Annotated in this window: 13 protein-coding genes; 10 read left to right on the top strand and 3 right to left on the bottom strand. The window is 68.6% G+C overall.

The genetic code is table 11. The features are described from left to right. Nucleotides 1–28 precede the first annotated feature (28 nt). The 5 genes from alr to tsaD all read left to right on the top strand — a co-directional run bounded on the left by alr (nucleotide 29) and on the right by tsaD (nucleotide 4,428). Nucleotides 29–1,273 (top strand): alanine racemase, encoded by a 1,245-nt coding sequence (alr, locus tag ABRP34_RS07080; protein ID WP_353713325.1) that lies wholly within the window; start codon nucleotides 29–31, stop codon nucleotides 1,271–1,273. After that, nucleotides 1,270–1,914: a tRNA (adenosine(37)-N6)-threonylcarbamoyltransferase complex ATPase subunit type 1 TsaE gene (gene tsaE / locus ABRP34_RS07075; RefSeq protein WP_353712703.1), complete on the top strand. Its 645-nt coding sequence runs from the start codon at nucleotides 1,270–1,272 to the stop codon at nucleotides 1,912–1,914. The genes alr and tsaE overlap by 4 nt, the downstream gene beginning before the upstream one ends. After that, complete coding sequence (gene tsaB / locus ABRP34_RS07070; protein WP_003805307.1) at nucleotides 1,914–2,585, top strand: tRNA (adenosine(37)-N6)-threonylcarbamoyltransferase complex dimerization subunit type 1 TsaB; 672 nt, start codon at nucleotides 1,914–1,916, stop codon at nucleotides 2,583–2,585. Before tsaE ends, tsaB begins: the two co-directional genes overlap by 1 nt. A 119-nt stretch (nucleotides 2,586–2,704) precedes the next feature. Beyond that, nucleotides 2,705–3,256, top strand: coding sequence for a ribosomal protein S18-alanine N-acetyltransferase (gene rimI, locus ABRP34_RS07065; RefSeq protein WP_353713324.1), 552 nt, complete (start codon nucleotides 2,705–2,707; stop codon nucleotides 3,254–3,256). After that, nucleotides 3,253–4,428 (top strand): tRNA (adenosine(37)-N6)-threonylcarbamoyltransferase complex transferase subunit TsaD, encoded by a 1,176-nt coding sequence (gene tsaD, locus ABRP34_RS07060; protein WP_353712702.1) that lies wholly within the window; start codon nucleotides 3,253–3,255, stop codon nucleotides 4,426–4,428. The genes rimI and tsaD overlap by 4 nt, the downstream gene beginning before the upstream one ends. A gap of 27 nt (nucleotides 4,429–4,455) precedes the next feature. Here the strand turns inward: tsaD and ABRP34_RS07055 are convergent, their stop codons facing one another. Further along, complete coding sequence (locus ABRP34_RS07055; RefSeq protein WP_353712701.1) at nucleotides 4,456–5,607, bottom strand: glutamate--cysteine ligase; 1,152 nt, start codon at nucleotides 5,605–5,607, stop codon at nucleotides 4,456–4,458. 463 nt (nucleotides 5,608–6,070) lie between these two features. Between ABRP34_RS07055 and ABRP34_RS07050 the strand changes: the two genes are divergently transcribed. Together ABRP34_RS07050 and ABRP34_RS07045 are read left to right on the top strand one after the other, a co-directional pair. Then, nucleotides 6,071–7,525 (top strand): glycoside hydrolase family 3 N-terminal domain-containing protein, encoded by a 1,455-nt coding sequence (locus ABRP34_RS07050; RefSeq protein WP_353713323.1) that lies wholly within the window; start codon nucleotides 6,071–6,073, stop codon nucleotides 7,523–7,525. 84 nt (nucleotides 7,526–7,609) lie between these two features. After that, nucleotides 7,610–8,416, top strand: coding sequence for a shikimate 5-dehydrogenase (locus ABRP34_RS07045; RefSeq protein ID WP_353712700.1), 807 nt, complete (start codon nucleotides 7,610–7,612; stop codon nucleotides 8,414–8,416). 27 nt (nucleotides 8,417–8,443) lie between these two features. Here ABRP34_RS07045 and ABRP34_RS07040 read toward each other — a convergent pair whose 3' ends face one another. Next, on the bottom strand, nucleotides 8,444–9,685 hold the full coding sequence (locus ABRP34_RS07040) for a class I SAM-dependent methyltransferase (RefSeq protein WP_003805293.1): 1,242 nt from the start codon (nucleotides 9,683–9,685) through the stop codon (nucleotides 8,444–8,446). Between the two features lie 55 nt (nucleotides 9,686–9,740). On the opposite strand from ABRP34_RS07040, the gene ABRP34_RS07035 reads away from it, so the two are divergent. The 3 genes from ABRP34_RS07035 (at nucleotide 9,741) to groL (ending at nucleotide 12,349) form a co-directional block, all read left to right on the top strand. Continuing rightward, nucleotides 9,741–10,142, top strand: a complete 402-nt coding sequence (locus ABRP34_RS07035; protein ID WP_353712699.1) for a hypothetical protein — start codon at nucleotides 9,741–9,743, stop codon at nucleotides 10,140–10,142. A 217-nt stretch (nucleotides 10,143–10,359) separates the two neighbouring features. After that, the gene (gene groES, locus ABRP34_RS07030; RefSeq protein ID WP_003805290.1) at nucleotides 10,360–10,653 is read left to right on the top strand and encodes a co-chaperone GroES; all 294 of its coding nucleotides are present in this window, start codon (nucleotides 10,360–10,362) and stop codon (nucleotides 10,651–10,653) included. Nucleotides 10,654–10,738: 85 nt separating this feature from the next. Next, the gene (gene groL / locus ABRP34_RS07025; RefSeq protein WP_003805287.1) at nucleotides 10,739–12,349 is read left to right on the top strand and encodes a chaperonin GroEL; all 1,611 of its coding nucleotides are present in this window, start codon (nucleotides 10,739–10,741) and stop codon (nucleotides 12,347–12,349) included. 96 nt (nucleotides 12,350–12,445) lie between these two features. Here the strand turns inward: groL and ABRP34_RS07020 are convergent, their stop codons facing one another. After that, on the bottom strand, nucleotides 12,446–13,471 hold the full coding sequence (locus ABRP34_RS07020) for a DUF389 domain-containing protein (RefSeq protein WP_353712698.1): 1,026 nt from the start codon (nucleotides 13,469–13,471) through the stop codon (nucleotides 12,446–12,448). Nucleotides 13,472–13,520: the final 49 nt, after the last annotated feature.

Genomic DNA, 13,520 nt, shown 5'->3' with positions numbered 1-13,520 from the left:
TCCAGCAGCAACAGGAGACCGCCCGGCAGTGGCGGGCCCGGCCGGGACATCCCACGGCTACGCCCGGCCGGCCCACGAACGTTCCGCAGTGATCGACCTTGAGGCCATCCGGCACAACGTCCGCCGGCTCGCCGCGGCCGCCGAACCGGCCAAGGTCATGGCGGTCGTCAAGGCCGACGCCTACGGGCACGGCGCCGTGCCGGTGGCCCGCGCGGCCCTCGAGGCAGGCGCAAGCTGGCTGGGTGTCGCGCACATCTCCGAAGCCCTGGCGCTGCGCGCCGCGGGGATCGAAGCGCCCCTGCTCGCCTGGCTGCACACCCCGGAAAGCAACTTCGGCGCGGCAGTGGCCGCCGGCGTCGACATCGGGTGCTCCGGCTGGGAGCTGGAACAGATTGTGGCCGCCGCCCGGGAACAGGAACGGCCGGCACGCGTCCACCTCAAAGTCGACACCGGACTTGGCCGCAACGGCGCCACCGTCGAGGTGTGGGACCGGCTGGTGGGCGAAGCCGTGGAGTACCAGGACCAGGGGCTGCTGCGCGTGGTGGGCATCTTCTCCCACCTAGCCGTGGCCGACGAACCCGAGCGCCCGGAAACCGATGACCAGCTCGCAGCGTTCCGCGAGGTCCTGGCCATCGCCGAAGACGCCGGCGTGGACCCCGAAGTCCGCCACCTGGCCAACACCCCGGCCACCCTGTCCCGGCCGGACACGCACTTCGACCTGGTCCGCGCGGGCCTGGGAATCTACGGCCTCTCGCCCTTCGAAGGGCAGACCTCCGCGGAACTGGGCCTCCGCCCCGCGATGACCTTGCGCACCGTCGTGTCCCACTGCAAGGACGTGCACTCGGGCCAGGGCGTCTCCTATGGCTTCAACTACCACACCGCCGGCGAGAGCACGCTGGGGCTCATCCCGCTCGGCTATGCCGACGGCGTTCCCCGCGTCGCCACCGGCGGGCCCGTCCGTGTGGAAGGCATCACCTACCCCGTGGTGGGACGGATAGCGATGGACCAGATGGTAATCGACCTCGGCCCCCTCGACGTTTCCCGGGGCGGGCACAGCGTCCTCGGAGCAGAGGCGGTCCTCTTCGGAGACGGCGCCGACGGCGGGCCCACGGCCGATGACTGGGCCCGCGCCGCCGGCACCAACAACTACGAGATCGTCACCCGCATCAGCCCCCGCGTGCCCCGCACGTACATCAACGAGTCGCCCCTCAGCGGTGCGCCCGGCGAAATGCCCGCCACCGGAGCGACCGCGACTGAAACGCCGGCGCCGTGAACATTCCCGAAACCGGCAACGCTCCGCTGTGGGTGCAGACCCTGACGGTCACGACGGCGGACCAGACCCACGTGCTCGGCGCGGCTCTGGCGGAGGTGCTCCGGGCGGGGGACCTCCTGGTGCTCACAGGCGAACTGGGCGCCGGCAAGACCACCTTCACGCAGGGCCTCGGTGAGGGCCTGGGCGTCCGCGAGGGCATCATTTCCCCGACCTTCGTGCTGGTACGCATCCACCCGAACCTCCCCGACGGACCGCGCCCGGGCGGGCCGGACCTGGTGCACGTGGACGCCTACCGGCTGGGATCGGCGTCGGAAATCGACGACATTGACCTGGAGAACACACTGGACTCTGCCGTGACCGTGGTGGAGTGGGGCCGGGACCGCGTGGAGCACCTGACCGAGAGCCGGCTCGAGGTGGAACTGCACCGCCAGCTGGGCGGCGCCGCTCCCGCACACCTTCACGCCGCTGGGGAATCAACCGGACCCGGCACTGCGGCGCCAGGCCCTGGCGCGCCCAGTCCCGACGTGCCTGTCCTGGACTTCGAGTCGGAGGACGACGACGAGCCCCGCACCATCATCATCCGCGGCTTCGGGCCGCGCTGGGCAGAACAGCCCGTTCTGGCCGCGGAAGGAATTTCCTGATGCTCATTCTCGCCATTGACACCTCGGCCGTGGCCAGCGCCGCGCTGGTGTCCGACGACGCCCTCGAAGGCGTGGTGGGCAACTTCTCCACCGAGGACACCAAGAGCCACGCCGAGGTCCTCGCGCCCGGAATCGAGCGGCTGCTGGCAGACGCCGGAGTAACCGGCGCAGACATTGACGCGATCGTTGTGGGCGTCGGTCCCGGTCCGTTCACCGGGCTCCGGTCCGGCATCGCGACGGCGCGCACCCTGGCCTTCGTCTGGAACACGCCGCTGCACGGCATGATGAGCCTCGACGCCGTCGCCCTCGAAGTGGCCGAATCCACCGAGGCGCCGGCCGAGTTCCTTGTGGCCACCGACGCCCGGCGCAAAGAGGTCTACTGGGCGCGCTACACCCTGGCCGCGGGCCAGCTGCCAAAGCTCACCGACGGGCCGCACGTAGGGTTCGCCGCAGACCTTCCCGACCTGCCGGCGTACGGCGCGGGCGCAGGGCTCTACCCCGACGACGTGCGCGCGGATCCGGACTTCAGCACCGAACAGCCGGACGCGCTCTACCTGGGCCAGTTCGCGCTGGCAAGGCTGGCAGCGGGCGGGCAGCTGCTGGACTCCACGCCCCTCTACCTGCGGGAATCCGACGCCCAGGTCCCCGGCCCCCGGAAGCGTGCCCTGTGAACCTGCTGCCCGAACCATCCGGTAACCCGGCCCCCGGGATTCCCACGCCCGGCGATCCGGAACCCGGCACCGCGCCCGTCCTGCCGCGCCGGCTGGCCTCGGGCGTGACCATCCGCGACATGCTTCCCGCCGACATCCCTGCCGTCCACGAACTGGAGGTCCGGCTGTTCCCGGTGGACGCGTGGCCGCTGCAGATGTTCACGGACGAACTGATGCAGCCGGAGACCCGCAGGTACCTTGTGGCAGAAGGGCCGGAGGGCATCGTTGGCTATGCGGGACTCATGTGCGTCGAACCGATCGCCGACGTCCAGACGATCGCCGTCGTCCCCGAATATGAGGGCAGGGGCATCGGTACCGCACTCCTCACCGACCTGATCGCCGAGGGGCGGCGCCGCGGTGCAGCCGACATCCTGCTCGAGGTCCGCGCCGACAATCCGCGCGCCCAGCAGCTGTACATCCGCTTTGGCTTCGAGCAGATCCACGTGCGGAAAAGGTACTACCGCGACGGCGTGGACGCCCTGATCATGCGGCTTCAGCTGGAGGACGTGCTCGCCCTCCACAGCGGGATCCTGCACCAGGACACCATCCCCGGCGCCGGACCCCGGCCCGTGCAGACTGACGAAGCCGGCCGCGCCGGCGAGACCGCTCCGACGGAGGCAGACCAGAAATGAACCGCTCGCAGCCGCTAGTACTGGGCATTGAGTCATCGTGCGACGAAACGGGCGTAGGCATCGTCCGCGGCACGGATCTCCTGACCAACACCGTGTCCTCGTCCATGGAGGAGCACGTCCGGTTTGGCGGGGTCATCCCGGAAATCGCCTCGCGCGCCCACCTGGACGCTTTCGTTCCTGCCCTGCAGGCCGCCCTGGCCGAGGCGGACGTGACACTGGACGAGGTCGACGCCATCGCCGTGACATCCGGACCCGGGCTGGCTGGAGCACTGATGGTCGGCGTGTGCGCTGCAAAGGCGCTGGCCGTCGCCACGGGCAAGCCGCTCTACGCCATCAACCATCTGGTGGCCCACGTGGGGGTCGGCCTGCTGAACCCCCGCGGCGGCACCGGCAGTACCGGCAGTACCGGCGGTAACGGCGCGGACAAGCCAATACTGCCCGACAACCTCGGCGCCCTCCTGGTGTCCGGCGGCCACACCGAGATCCTGCGGATCCGCAGCATCACGGACGACGTCGAGCTGCTCGGTTCCACCATCGACGACGCAGCGGGAGAAGCCTACGACAAGGTCGCCAGGATCCTGGGCCTGGGCTACCCCGGCGGTCCGGCCATTGACCGGCTGGCGCGCGAAGGCAACGCCAAGGCCATCCGGTTCCCGCGGGGACTGACGCAGCCCAAATACATGGGCACCGCGGAGGAGCCCGGCCGCCACCGGTATGACTGGTCCTTCAGCGGATTGAAGACCGCGGTGGCCCGGTGCGTGGAGCAATTCGAAGCCGCCGGCGAGCCCGTGCCGGTGGCGGACATCGCCGCAGCGTTCCAGGAAGCCGTGGTTGATGTCATCACATCCAAAGCGGTCCTGGCTTGCCGCGAGCGTGGCATCACGGACGTGCTGCTGGGCGGGGGAGTGGCCGCCAATTTGCGGCTGCGGCAGCTGACCGAACAGCGCTGCTCCGCCGCCGGCATCACCCTGCACGTTCCGCCGCTGGACCTGTGCACGGACAACGGCGCGATGGTGGCCGCACTCGGCGCGCAGCTGGTCATGGCCGGCATCGAACCCAGCGGCATACATTTTGCGCCGGACTCGTCCATGCCGGTCACCACGGTATCCGCGCCAAGTAGGTCGCAGGACAGGGCGTTCTCGGCGCTGGGAACGCCCTCAACTGCTACCTAGTTGGGTCCGGCGGCACAGAAGGCGCCCTTACGCGGTGGGGCCGTTCCGCATCTGCTTCACGAGGTCCAGGACCACGGCCTGGAGGTTTCCGCCGCTTTCGGCCGCCACCCGCCGCTGGCGCTGGTAGCCCGCGCCGCGGCTGATGATCTTTTCGACGTCGGCCAGCTCGTCCGGGCAGCCCAGCTTCGCGGCGATGGGTTCGAGCCGGTTCACGGTCTCCAGCAGGTGATCCGTGACGAGTTGTTCGTGGCCCTCGGCGTCGAGGATGATGATCGCGTCCAGGCCGTAGCGGGCGGCCCGCCACTTGTTTTCCTGGACGTGCCATGGCGGCATGGTGGGAATGCTGCCGCCGGCGTCGAGCGTGTCGGAGAATTCGTGGACCAGGCACTGCGTCAGGGCCGCCACGGCGCCCACTTCCTCCAGCGTGGCCAGGCCGTCGCAGATGCGCATCTCAATGGTGCCCAGCGCCGGCACCGGGCGGATGTCCCAGCGGATCTCCGAGATGGTGTCGATCACGCCGGTGGTGAACATGTCCTGGACGTAGGACTCGTACTCTTCCCAGCTGGGGAACTGGAACGGCAGTCCCGCCGTCGGCAGCTGCTGGAACATGAGGGCCCGCTGCGAGGCGTAGCCGGTGTCCTCGCCGCCCCAGAACGGGCTGGACGCGGACAGTGCCTGGAAATGCGGGAAGTAGTTGACCAGGCCGTCGAGCACGGGGAGGACCTTGCTGCGCCGGTCCAGGCCGACGTGGACGTGGACCCCGTAGATGACCATCTGCCGGCCCCACCACTGTGTGCGGTCGATCAGCTTGGCGTAGCGTTCCTTATCCGTGACCGGCTGCAGCTGCGGAGGGCTGAACGGGTGGCTTCCGGCGCAGAACACTTCCACGCCCATCGGGTCCGTGACTTCACGAACGGCGGCCAGGGAGCGCGCCAGGTCTTCCTTCGCTTCGGCGGCGGTCTCGCAGATGCCGGTGACCAGCTCCACGGTGTTAAGCAGCAGCTCCTGCTTGATGTGCGGGTGCTCGTCATCCTCGTTGAGCTCGGGATGCCGTGCCACCACCCCGCGCAGGACCTCGTTGGCCACGGACGCCAATTCGCCGGTCTGCGCATCCACCAGCGCGAGTTCCCATTCCACACCAAGAGTTGATTGCCTGGATGAAGCGAAATCAATCTTCATGTGTTCCTCGCTGTGTGCTGGCCTAATGACGTCTGGTCCGGGTGCCGTCCGTTCCTGGCGAACGGCTGGCAGGGGAACGGTCATCCAAGTCTAGTGCAGGGGTAGCATCGAAGAGATGGCTTGGCTACACAGGGCGCGTGAGACTGTTCACACAACCAGCCGCCCGAAATCCCCCCAAAAACGTTCCGGCATTGCATCCGCCGGGACAGCGGCAGCGCTCACGGCGCTGTTCGCCGTCGCGTCATGCACTGCGCCGCCAGCACCTGAACCAGAACAACGTACGACGACGGCGCCCGGGGCTTCCGCCTCCGGCTCACCTGGGACGCCGCAGACCGCTTCGCCGCAGACAGGCACGCACAGCGCGGCCCCGTCCGCGGCGCAGCCTGCAACGAAGGAAACTGCGGCGCTGGGCTGGGGCCCGCAGCAGCGGGATGCCGAGGCTGCCGCCGGGGCGGTGGCGAAAATGACCCTGGAGGAGAAGGCAGGGCAGGTGCTCCTGCCCTTCTACACCGGCCTCAACCATGAAGCCCAAGCTGCCATGGTGGAACGCCTCCACCTTGCCGGGTCCATGATCATGGCCGACAACGTGCCCGGAACGGCCACTGGCCTGGTGGATGTCACGGCGCTCGCCGGGGTGACGCGCCGGCTGGACAAGGCCTCCCGCTCCGGCGGCCGCACCTGGCCTGGCCTGATCGGCGTTGACCAGGAAGGCGGAGCCGTGAGCCGCGTCGGCGCGCCGCTGACCCGCTGGCCCACCCCCATGAGCTACGGCGCGGCCGGCAGCGTGCCCCTGGCCGCGGAAGCGGGCACCGGGCTCGCGGCAGAACTCGCGCCGCTGGGCTTTACCGTAGACTTCGCGCCCGCAGCCGATGTCACGATGGGCCCCGCCGATCCCACCATCGGCGCGCGGTCCATGTCCGCCGACGCCCGTGCCGCGGCGTCATTGAGTGCCGGCTTCGCCAAAGGCATGCTGGCCGGCGGAGTGCTGCCCGCTGTCAAGCACTTTCCCGGACACGGCTCGGTGACCACCGATTCGCATAAGGGTCTCCCCGTCCAGAACGCCACCCTCGCGCAGCTGAAGGCGCGGGACTGGCAGCCGTTCCAGGCCGCCGTCAAGGCAGGAACCCCCATGATCATGACCGGACACATCGCGGCACGGGCCCTGGACCCGGGGGTGCCCGCGTCCATCTCGAAGGCAACCTACAAGGCGCTCCGCGGCCTGGGCTTCAAGGGCGTGGCGGTCACGGACGGGCTCAACATGGGCGCGGTGGCCGGCCGTTATCCCCGCGGCTCAGCAGCCCCGGCCGCGCTGGAGGCCGGGGCGGACCTGCTGCTGATGCCGGCTGATGCCCCCGCCGCGCATGCCGCCGTCGTCCGGGCTGTCACCGAGGGGAAGCTCCCGCTCTCGCGACTCGAGGAAGCGGCCCGCCGGGTGGTCACCATGATGATCTGGCGGGGACGGACGGCACAGCCGAAGCCTCCGGCGGCGCCGGGGAGCGGCGAGGCGCTTTCCGCGAAAATTTCGGCACGGGCCATCACGGTGGTCTCCGGCCGGTGCAAGGGCGCTACCGTGCGCGGCCACGTGCGCGTGGCAGGGGGCACGCCAGTGGACCGGGCCCGGTTTGCCGCTGCCGCCAAGGACGCGGGGATCACCCTGGGGACGGGTCCGCTGGTCACCCTGATCGGCTACGGCGGCAGCCCTGCCAGGGGCGATGTTGCGGTGGCCCTGGACGCGCCGTGGCCCTTGGCGCAGTCCGCCGCGCCCACGAAGATCGCCCTCTACGGCCGGACACCCGGAGCGTACAAGGCGCTGCTGGCCGTCCTGGCAGGCAAGGCCACCGCCCCCGGAAAGCTGCCGGCCGCCGTCGGACCCCACCGACCCGGAACCGGCTGCAAACAGCAACCGGCTGCAAAATAACAACAGTCTGCCGATAACACCGGGCTGCAGGTAACAAAGGCAGTGCCGCCGTTTAATGGAGGAGTGCCGATACTGAACAAAGACATGACCCTGTGCATCTCCCTCTCGGCCCGGCCGAGCAACAACGGGACCCGCTTCCACAACTACCTGTACGACCAGCTGGGCCTGAACTGGATCTACAAGGCCTTCGCGCCCACCGACCTGGCCCAGGCGATCGCGGGCGTCCGCGGCCTGGGGATCCGGGGCTGCGCCGTCTCCATGCCCTACAAGGAGGACGTGATCGCCCTGGTGGACGCCATGGACCCGTCCGCCAAGGCCATCGATTCCGTCAACACCATCGTCAATGACGGCGGGCGGCTGACGGCGTACAACACGGACTACACGGCGATCGAGCAGCTGCTGCAGCGCAACGCCGTGCCGGCGGAGTCCTCGGTGCTGCTCAAGGGCGCCGGCGGCATGGCCAAGGCAACAGCCGCGGCCTTGCGCGACGCGGGGTTCAAGGACGTGACCATCATCGCCCGCAACGAGGCAGCCGGCCGTGCGCTCGCCGACCTCTACGGCTTTGCCTGGCGGGCGGACCTGGGCGCCGGCCCGGATGCCACCGCCGACATGGTCATCAACGTCACGCCCGTGGGAATGGCCGGGGGGCCGGAGGCCGACGCACTGTCCTTCCCCGCCGAAACGATAGAGGCAGCCAAAGTGGTCTTCGACGTCGTGGCCCTGCCGGCGGAAACGCCGCTCATCAAGGCGGCCCGGGGGACCGGCAAGCAGGTCATCACCGGGGCCGAGGTGGCCACCATCCAGGCGCTGGAGCAGTTTGTGCTGTACACGGGAATCCGCCCCACCGAGGAGCAGGTCCGGGATGCCGAGGCGTTCGTCCGCGCCCAGTAACTGAGGGGCCCAGTGATGAGCCAGTGATTAAACGGGCTCCACGGAGACAGCCACTCGCTCTTCCCCGATCCGGGTGAGGACCAGGGTGGCTGTCTTTTTGCCCGCGGCCTTGCCGCCGGCTTTACCGCCGCCCTTGCTCCCGGGCAGCAGCTGCTTGCGCAGCTCCTCAGGTGTCACCGACGTGCCGCGCTTCTTGATGTCCAGCACGCCGACGCCGTTCTCCCGGACCCAGGCCTTGAGCGCCCTGACGTTGTACGGCATGACCTCCAGGACCCGGTAGGCCCGGGCATACGGCGTGTCCACAAGCTCCGGGGCGCAGATGTAGGCGATGTGCTCGTCCACGAGGTGGCCGCCCAGGTCGAGGGCCAGGTCGGCCACGAGCCCGGCACGGATGACGGCGCCGTCCGGCTCGTACAGGAAGCCCTCCACCGGCCCCACGGGGGCCACGGGTCCGGCGTCGAAACCGTCCCCGCTGGTGAGCTCCGCGGCCCCCCCTGCGCCGATCACCAGGGCGGCCCGCCGAATTCCGGGACGGGCCACAGCGTTGAACCACAGCGTGACTTCCGTGACGTCGCCGCCCACCGAGACCCACTGCGCCTCGCAGCCGCCAGGCACCGACTCGTGCGGCATGCCGGGCCCCATTTTGACGCCGACGGCGCGCCCCGCGGCCGCCAGCGACTCCACGAAGGACAGCGGCGGAGAGAAAGCCTCGGGGTCCCAGATCCGCTTGGTGCCGGACGTGGTGGTGGTGCGCCGGGCGGGGTCCAGCCAGACGCCCGCCCCGTCCTCCAGCGCCACGGAAGTCGCGTCCGAATGGACCACCGTGGCGTGCGGAAACGGAATGAGGTTAATCGTGGCGCACGCGGCGGTGGTCTCGTCGACCTCCACAGCGGTCACGGCGATGTCCAGGGACGCCAGCGCCATGGCGTCCGCGCCGAGGCCGCAGCCCAGGTCGGCCACGTGGCGGATGCCCGCCTGGGCAAAGCGCTGGGCGTGCCGGGCCGCGACGTTGAGGCGCGTGGCCTGCTCCAGGCCGGCCTGGGTGAACAGCATCTGCCGGGCGAACTCGCCGAACTTGGCCTCCGCCCTGGTCCGGAGCCGTGACTGCGTCAGGACCGCGGACACGAGTTCGGGGGAGTGGCCGGCCTTGCGGAGGCTCGAGTTGAGGGCGAAGGAGCGGTCCTCCCGGTAGGGTCCGAGCGAGGCCAGCAGCTCCCATCCTTCTTCCGTGAGGAGCGGGGCGATCTGGTCCTGCGGTGCTTCAGACATGGGATCAAGCCTAGTGGAGCGGCCGCCCCAAGCTCTTCCCGCTAGGGTGGTCTGAATGGAATCCAGCGAAACGCCCACCCCCGATCAGCCCGAAAGCACCAACTCCGGCCCGGCGCAGCATAGCCGCCTGGTCCGGTATGCACGCCCCGCGCTGATCGCCGGAGCAGTGGTGGCCGTCGTCTGTCTTGTCCTGCTGGTGATCATCTTCCTGCTGGACTCCTTCAATGCCACCGTCTACTCCGTTGGCGGCAAGAACATCAGCGACGCCACCGAGGAAGCCCGGCAGATCCGGGACCTGTACCTGGGCGCGCGTGTGGGCGGCATCGTGGTGCTCATCGTGTCGGTCGTGGCTGCGGCGGCGGCCGCCGTCGTGCTTGTCCGCGCACAGCGGAAAGCGGGGGACGACGACGCTGACGGCGGCGAGGACCTGGGCTTCGACGACCTGGCCGGGCGCTGATCCAAGGCGTCCCGCGGGTTACGACGGATGAATTTCTGGCACTCGCCTTGACCGAGTGCTAACCCCTTACATAGAGTCATCATTAGCACTCTCCCTAGGAGGGTGCTAACACACGAAGAGCTGCCAGCCTGGCTGCTGCCGGCACCGCGACGACGGTCTGCCGCCATGGCGCAACAGTTTTAATGTCCATGAATTTTGACGAAAAGGAGAGGTCCGAGTGTCGGTCTCTATTAAGCCTCTTGAGGATCGTATTGTTGTCCGCCCGCTCGAAGCCGAGCAGACCACGGCTTCCGGCCTGGTCATCCCGGACTCCGCCCAGGAGAAGCCGCAGGAAGGCGAAGTTGTTGCAGTAGGCCCCGGCCGCTTCGAAGACGGCAACCGCGTACCGGTCGACGTAGCCGTTGGCGACGTTGTCATCTACTCCAAGTACGGCGGAACTGAAGTCAAGACCGGCGGCACCGAGTACCTCGTGCTCTCCGCCCGCGACGTTCTGGCGATCGTCGTTAAGTAACTCTTTGGATCCCCGTGCCGCCGTCCGCGTCTGATTTCTGTCTGACCGGGCGGCTGCGCGGGGTTCTGTCTTGAAAGGACAAACCATGGCAAAGCAGCTTGCGTTTAACGACGCTGCCCGCCGGTCGCTTGAAGCCGGCATCGACAAGCTCGCCAACACGGTTAAGGTGACGCTTGGTCCCCGCGGCCGCAACGTCGTGCTGGACAAGAAGTGGGGCGCCCCCACCATCACGAACGACGGCGTAACCATCGCCCGGGAAATCGAGCTGGACGACCCGTACGAGAACCTTGGCGCCCAGCTGGCCAAGGAAGTCGCCACCAAGACGAACGACGTCGCCGGTGACGGCACCACCACAGCTACCGTGCTCGCCCAGGCACTGGTCAAGGAAGGCCTGCGCAACGTTGCTGCCGGCGCCGCTCCGGGCCAGATCAAGCGCGGCATCGAGGTCTCCGTCGAGGCCGTCGCAGCACGCCTGCTGGAGAACGCCCGTCCCGTCGAGGGCACCCAGGTGGCCAACGTTGCCGCCATCTCCGCCCAGAGCGACGAGGTGGGCGAGCTGCTCGCCGAGGCATTCGGCAAGGTGGGCAAGGATGGTGTGATCACCATCGAGGAATCCTCCACCACGCAGACCGAACTGGTTCTCACCGAAGGCATGCAGTTCGACAAGGGCTACCTGTCCCCGTACTTCATCACCGACACCGAGCGCCAGGAAGCCGTCCTCGAGGACGCCCTCATCCTGATCAACCAGGGCAAGATCTCCTCGGTGCAGGAATTCCTGCCGCTGCTGGAGAAGGCGCTGCAGAGCTCCAAGCCGCTGTTCATCATCGCCGAGGACGTCGACGGCGAGGCTCTGTCCACGCTGATCGTCAACCGCATCCGCGGCACCCTGAACGTGGTTGCCGTCAAGGCTCCGGGCTTCGGCGACCGCCGCAAGGCCATGCTGCAGGACATCGCCACGCTGACCGGCGCCCAGGTGGTGTCCCCTGAGCTGGGCCTGAGCCTGGACTCCGTGGGCCTCGAGGTGCTGGGTACCGCCCGGCGCATCACGGTGACCAAGGACAACACCACCATCGTTGACGGCGCTGGTTCGGCCGAGGACGTCGCAGCACGCGTTGCCCAGCTGCGCGCCGAGCTGACCCGCACCGACTCCGACTGGGACCGGGAAAAGCTGCAGGAACGCCTGGCCAAGCTGGCCGGCGGCATCGGCGTGATCAAGGTCGGCGCAGCCACCGAGGTTGAGCTGAAGGAAAAGAAGCACCGTATCGAAGATGCAGTGTCCTCCACCCGCGCCGCCCTCGAAGAAGGCATCGTGGCCGGTGGCGGTTCCGCCCTGATCCACGCACTGAAGGCACTCGACGAGGACCCGGCTGTCACGGCACTCGAGGGTGACGCGGCTGCTGCCGTCGGCATCGTCCGCCGTGCACTGGTCCAGCCGCTGCGCTGGATCGCCCAGAACGCAGGCTTTGACGGCTATGTCGTCGCTGCCAAGGTTGCGGAATCCGCCGTCCACCACGGCTTCAACGCCAAGTCCGGCGAGTACGAGGACCTGATCGCGGCCGGCGTCATCGACCCCGTCAAGGTCACCCGCGCCGCCCTGCGCAACGCAGCCTCCATCGCTGCGCTGGTGCTCACCACCGAGACCCTCGTGGCCGAGAAGCCCGCCGAGGAAAACGAGCACGCAGGCCACAGCCACTAGGCTGCTGCCCGCTCCCGCGGTTTCACAAGGAGGCCCGGTCCAGCTGTTGCTGGCCGGGCCTCCTTTGCGCTTCCTGCGTCCGGCGTTAAGCGCCCTCTACCTCCGGGCGCGAATGGCCTGGCCGCGCAGCCGCAGCGCGACGCCGTCGGGAAGCCGTTTGGTGACCAGCCGGTAAAAGTACAGGACCGCGACGGCGGCGGCCACGATGCCGCCGAGGTTCACCAGCAGCTGCAGGGCAGAGCCGGCCGCCTTGCTGAACTCGCCTAGGACCAGCGCCACGGCAACAAAGCCGGCCGCGGGCACGGTGGTCACCGAAATAAAGACGCCGATCAGGGCGGCCGAGCGCCCGCTGATCACGGAAAGCATCCCGGCGGCGCCGGCGAGGACAGCCACGATCAGCGAAAACGGTCCCGGGTGGTAGATGAACTCGGCCGCCGGGGCACGGTCCAGCACGTCACGCGGAAAGAGGTCCGCGGGCAGCGCAAGCCACGTAATCAGCGCGGTGCTGAGCATCGCGATAGGGAAGCCCACACCGAGGGCAAGCGCCGCGCGCCCGCCGAGACTCCAGTTTCCCCGCACCACAGCCACAGCCAGCGCCGCCAGGGGCCCGAACTCCGGCCCCACGGCCATGGCACCGACGATGGCGATGGTGGAGTCGGTGACTATGCCGATGGCCGCGAGCAGGGTGGCAAGCACAAGGAACGACAGGAAAGTCCAGCTGAGCCGGGACTCTTCACCGGTCTGCCGCGACACCTCGTCCCAGATCACCGTGTCGGCGCCTTCCCCGGGCGCCGTTTCCTCAGCCTTGTCGGCCCTGTCGGAGAGAACCAGGTCCGGAGCTGTAAGGGCAACCGAACCGAGACTCTCAATCTTCAGGGCGCGGAGCTTCTCCATCAGCTCCTCCACCGATTCCCGGGCAACGTGCACCACAAACACGTCGCCTTTGGGAAGGATCGAGGCGCCCGTATGCAGGGCAACCTCGGCCGTGCCGGCCTGCTGCTGGCACAGGTCAGCCACGAGAGTTGTCAGTTCGGCCGGAACGCAAATGCGCATCTGCACAATCACCGGGTTCTCCAATCCCACGCCGCTAAATCCCCTAGGGGCCGACTCTATAGTGCCCATGAAACAGGTATCCGCCCTGCTGAGACGCGGATCACACCCCGGGCGTTTG

This window comes from Arthrobacter sp. K5 (genome assembly GCF_040448525.1).
GTDB lineage: Bacteria > Actinomycetota > Actinomycetes > Actinomycetales > Micrococcaceae > Arthrobacter > Arthrobacter globiformis.
Note: the sequence above shows the minus strand (reverse complement) of the source record. Positions and strands in the feature narration are given on the sequence as shown.

Coding starts and splice junctions, on each gene's coding strand:
- ABRP34_RS07055 (WP_353712701.1), bottom strand. CDS start 5,607: ATGAAGATTGATTTCGCTTCATCCAGGCAATCAACTCTTGGTGTGGAA.
- ABRP34_RS07040 (WP_003805293.1), bottom strand. CDS start 9,685: ATGTCTGAAGCACCGCAGGACCAGATCGCCCCGCTCCTCACGGAAGAA.
- ABRP34_RS07050 (WP_353713323.1), top strand. CDS start 6,071: ATGACCCTGGAGGAGAAGGCAGGGCAGGTGCTCCTGCCCTTCTACACC.
- tsaB (WP_003805307.1), top strand. CDS start 1,914: ATGCTCATTCTCGCCATTGACACCTCGGCCGTGGCCAGCGCCGCGCTG.
- ABRP34_RS07045 (WP_353712700.1), top strand. CDS start 7,610: ATGACCCTGTGCATCTCCCTCTCGGCCCGGCCGAGCAACAACGGGACC.
- rimI (WP_353713324.1), top strand. CDS start 2,705: ATGCTTCCCGCCGACATCCCTGCCGTCCACGAACTGGAGGTCCGGCTG.
- ABRP34_RS07020 (WP_353712698.1), bottom strand. CDS start 13,471: ATGGGCACTATAGAGTCGGCCCCTAGGGGATTTAGCGGCGTGGGATTG.
- tsaD (WP_353712702.1), top strand. CDS start 3,253: ATGAACCGCTCGCAGCCGCTAGTACTGGGCATTGAGTCATCGTGCGAC.
- ABRP34_RS07035 (WP_353712699.1), top strand. CDS start 9,741: ATGGAATCCAGCGAAACGCCCACCCCCGATCAGCCCGAAAGCACCAAC.
- groL (WP_003805287.1), top strand. CDS start 10,739: ATGGCAAAGCAGCTTGCGTTTAACGACGCTGCCCGCCGGTCGCTTGAA.